The organism is Actinotalea sp. C106 (assembly GCF_023630195.1).
Lineage (GTDB): Bacteria > Actinomycetota > Actinomycetes > Actinomycetales > Cellulomonadaceae > Actinotalea.
Genome location: NZ_JALPKN010000343.1, coordinates 1 through 2,912, shown reverse-complemented (window position 1 = coordinate 2,912; position 2,912 = coordinate 1). Strand labels below are relative to the sequence as shown.

The following is a 2,912-nucleotide window of genomic DNA, read 5'->3' as shown; positions in this document are numbered from 1 at the left end:
CCGAGGCGGCTGCGCCCGACGCCGCTGCACCGCCACCGCTCGCAGCGCCCCCGCCGCCTGCCGCGGCGGCTCCCTGCGTGGCTGCTCCCCCACCGGACCCACCGGCTTGAGAGCTCGAGACAGACCCCGTCCCCCCAGAGCTCTGGCTTCCCGAAGGGCCCGAGGACGCGCTGTGTCCGTGCGAGCCGGGCGCCCCGGAGGTTCCCGAACCTGCCGCGGTGCCAGATGACGCGCTGCCCGAGGCCATCCGGCCCAGGGACGCCGCACCGGTGGGGAGAGCAGCCAGTGCCCCGGCGGCCATGGCCCCGCCCCCAGCGGCGCCGGCCATCGCCCCCACGGCTGGGGTCACGAACCGCATCAGCGCCGGCAACGCGAACAAGGCGATGACCATCAGCATCAGGCCGGTCAGCACCGACAACAGCCCCGTGCCGTCATCACCGAAGGTCCCGGGGCGCCGCGCGCCGGTGCTGGTGCCCACGAGCTGGAACGCCGCCGCGTACACGATCGCCGCAGCAGGCTTGTAGAGGATGAACGCCACCAGCCACGCGATGCACTTGCGGAACCAGCTCTTGCCCATCTCGGTGTTCGTGAACGACGCCGACAGCGGCAAGATCCCCGCCAAGATCACCAACATGCCCCCGCGGGCGACCATCAGCATGATCTGAAACGCCGCAGCCAGGACCGCGACCAACCCCAAGATGATGATGAGCAGGGGCCCCAGCGCCGAGCCCGCGGGCGCGGCGGTCAAGGCCAGGAGCGCGACCATGTTGTCCCCGAAGCAGGCCGAGCTCGCCGTGACGTCGCACTGCAGCGAGCCGTTGAGCAGCCACACCGCGAAGGAGTCCGACGCCGCGACCAACAGCCCCACCACGGTCACCCCGGCGCTGGCCACGACCGCCAGGGTGAGCAGGCCCTTGACGGTCTCGCGGCCGTGCTCGGCGCGCTGCTCCCAGGCCATGCGCGCACCACCGATGATCACCGAAGCGATCGCGGCCGCGCCCATGTACCACCACAGCCCCGACTGCAAGAACAGCACCGCCCCACCGGCCTCGTCCGGCCCAGTGGGCATCACGCCCGCAACCAGCGCACTGGCCCCGGAGATCAGCACCACCGCCGCCAGGACCATGCCCAGGCGACCGACCGTCGCGATCCCCTCCCCCGCCCGCAGACGCGTGGCCACCAAGGCACCCAAGGCGAACAAGGAGATGACCGCCACGGCCAAGCTGATCCACGTCGCGTACCCCAGCACCGTGGTGATGTCCGCCGAGTTCGCTGCGGAGTCCCCCGCGCTGATCGCCGAGCCGCCCTCTGTCTCGGTGAGGTTGGGCGTGCCCACATGAACCCACAAGGTCCCCAGCGACGCGATCACCGTCGTGAAGGCCTCGAGAACCGAGGCGGCCATGTTCTGGACCGCGTCACCAGCGGCTCTACTGGCCACATCGGTGGCAAGTTCCCCCGCGCATCCGGCTGGATCGAGGAGAGCTTCGGTCATCGAACATGCCACGTCACTCGCTCCAAGGGACGTAGCCGGCAAGGTCCGGGATCGTGGAGAAGCTGCCCGGCTCAGGGGATGAGGTATCGATCTTCCAGTCCCCATCACTCCAGACGAGGTCGTAGACGAGTGAGGCGTTGATCGTCTGGCCCTGGGTCGAAGCAACGAACGCTAGGTCGACGCTCGCGGCGTCTCCTTCGTAGGATAGGAGACGGAACCCAGCGACCCGCATACGCACGCTCGACGAGTCCCGATCGGCGGGTGGCTGCTCAAGGAACTGGTCACGGTAGGGGCCTGGGGCGGTGAAGTACTCGATCCACTGCGGTACGACGGCCTGATCTGAGCCGACCGCAAGGGCGTACGTCGCAGCCAGCAATGCCCCTTCGGGTGTGCGCTGGAAGCAGTAGCGGTAGCCGGCTGTGTCGTTGGTGGCGCCGGGGCCGAAGGTCTGGGAGGTGGGGTAGGCGGTCGTGCCCTGGTACTCCCAGGCGTCCACGTCCGGGGCCGTTGTCAGGCGGGCCGTGCCGGTCTCGGCGCCACCGAGATCGCAGATGCTGGCCTCGGTGGTGGTGCCCGCGGGTTCCTCGGTCGGCGTGGGGACCGGGGTGGTCGTTGCCGCGTCGGTCTGGGGTGCCGGGCCGGGGTCGGTGTCGGCGCTGGTGGCGTTGGTGATGGCCAGGATGATGCCGGCGACGATGATCAGGGTGACGACCACGGCCGCGGCGATGAAGCCGGGCCGGGCGAACGGGCTGGGCTGGTCGTTGCTGTCTGTCGTCATGTGATGGCTCAGGCGGTGGCCAGGAAGCCGACGAGCGCTCCCGCGGCGGAGATGACGATGACCCCGCCTAGGGCCATGCCGATCTTGCCGACGTGCTCGCCGCCCTCGCCGCGGCGGGACTGGATCGCCATCAGCGCGCCAGCAGCGAAGAGCCCCAGCAGGCACACGGCCAGGCTGACCCACTTGGCCCAGCTCAGGATGGCGTCGAAGCCCTCGATCCCTGGCGGGCGCCGCGGTGCGGGGTCCGGGACGGCGGCCATCACGTCTACGGCGACGGTGGTCAGGGTGGTCAGGATGCTCAACGGGGTTCCTCTCGGTGGTTGGTGCCGCTGTGGGCGGGACCCGGGGGTAGGAGTGCGGCGATCTCGCCGATGACGCGCCGCACCTGGTGGGGTGCGGTGCCTAGGTGGGGGTCTTCGCCCAGGCGCCAGTCCTCGACCCAGGGCAGGTGCCACAGGTGGGGCACTCCCCCGCCGACCACCGCGGCCAGGTCGCGCAGAGGGCGCGGCAGGCGCCCGGGGGCGTCGGCCACCACGAGCAGGCCGAGCAGCTGTAGGGGTGGGGTGGCGCCGGCGGCCCAATGGGTCGCGGCCTTCTGGGCCGCGCGCAGCCCGTGGGCGTGGGAGCGGGCCACCAGCAGCG

4 protein-coding genes are annotated in these 2,912 nt (G+C 71.0%); all 4 read right to left on the bottom strand.

Annotated features, from left to right (window positions below; genetic code table 11):
- A partial coding sequence (locus L0B03_RS16025) for a hypothetical protein (RefSeq protein ID WP_250447719.1) occupies positions 1-1,402 on the bottom strand: 1,402 nt, incomplete at its 3' end.
- A gap of 103 nt (positions 1,403-1,505) precedes the next feature.
- Positions 1,506-2,270, bottom strand: a complete 765-nt coding sequence (locus L0B03_RS16020; RefSeq protein WP_250447715.1) for a hypothetical protein — start codon at positions 2,268-2,270, stop codon at positions 1,506-1,508.
- Positions 2,271-2,278: 8 nt separating this feature from the next.
- Positions 2,279-2,572: a hypothetical protein gene (locus tag L0B03_RS16015; RefSeq protein ID WP_250447712.1), complete on the bottom strand. Its 294-nt coding sequence runs from the start codon at positions 2,570-2,572 to the stop codon at positions 2,279-2,281.
- Positions 2,569-2,912 (bottom strand): DUF6668 family protein (locus L0B03_RS16010; RefSeq protein WP_374204991.1); only part of this gene is annotated, 344 nt, incomplete at its 5' end. The genes L0B03_RS16015 and L0B03_RS16010, both read right to left, overlap by 4 nt.

Bases quoted from the DNA above. Each gene is read 5' to 3' on its own strand.
- L0B03_RS16020 (WP_250447715.1), bottom strand. From the start codon at position 2,270: ATGACGACAGACAGCAACGACCAGCCCAGCCCGTTCGCCCGGCCCGGC.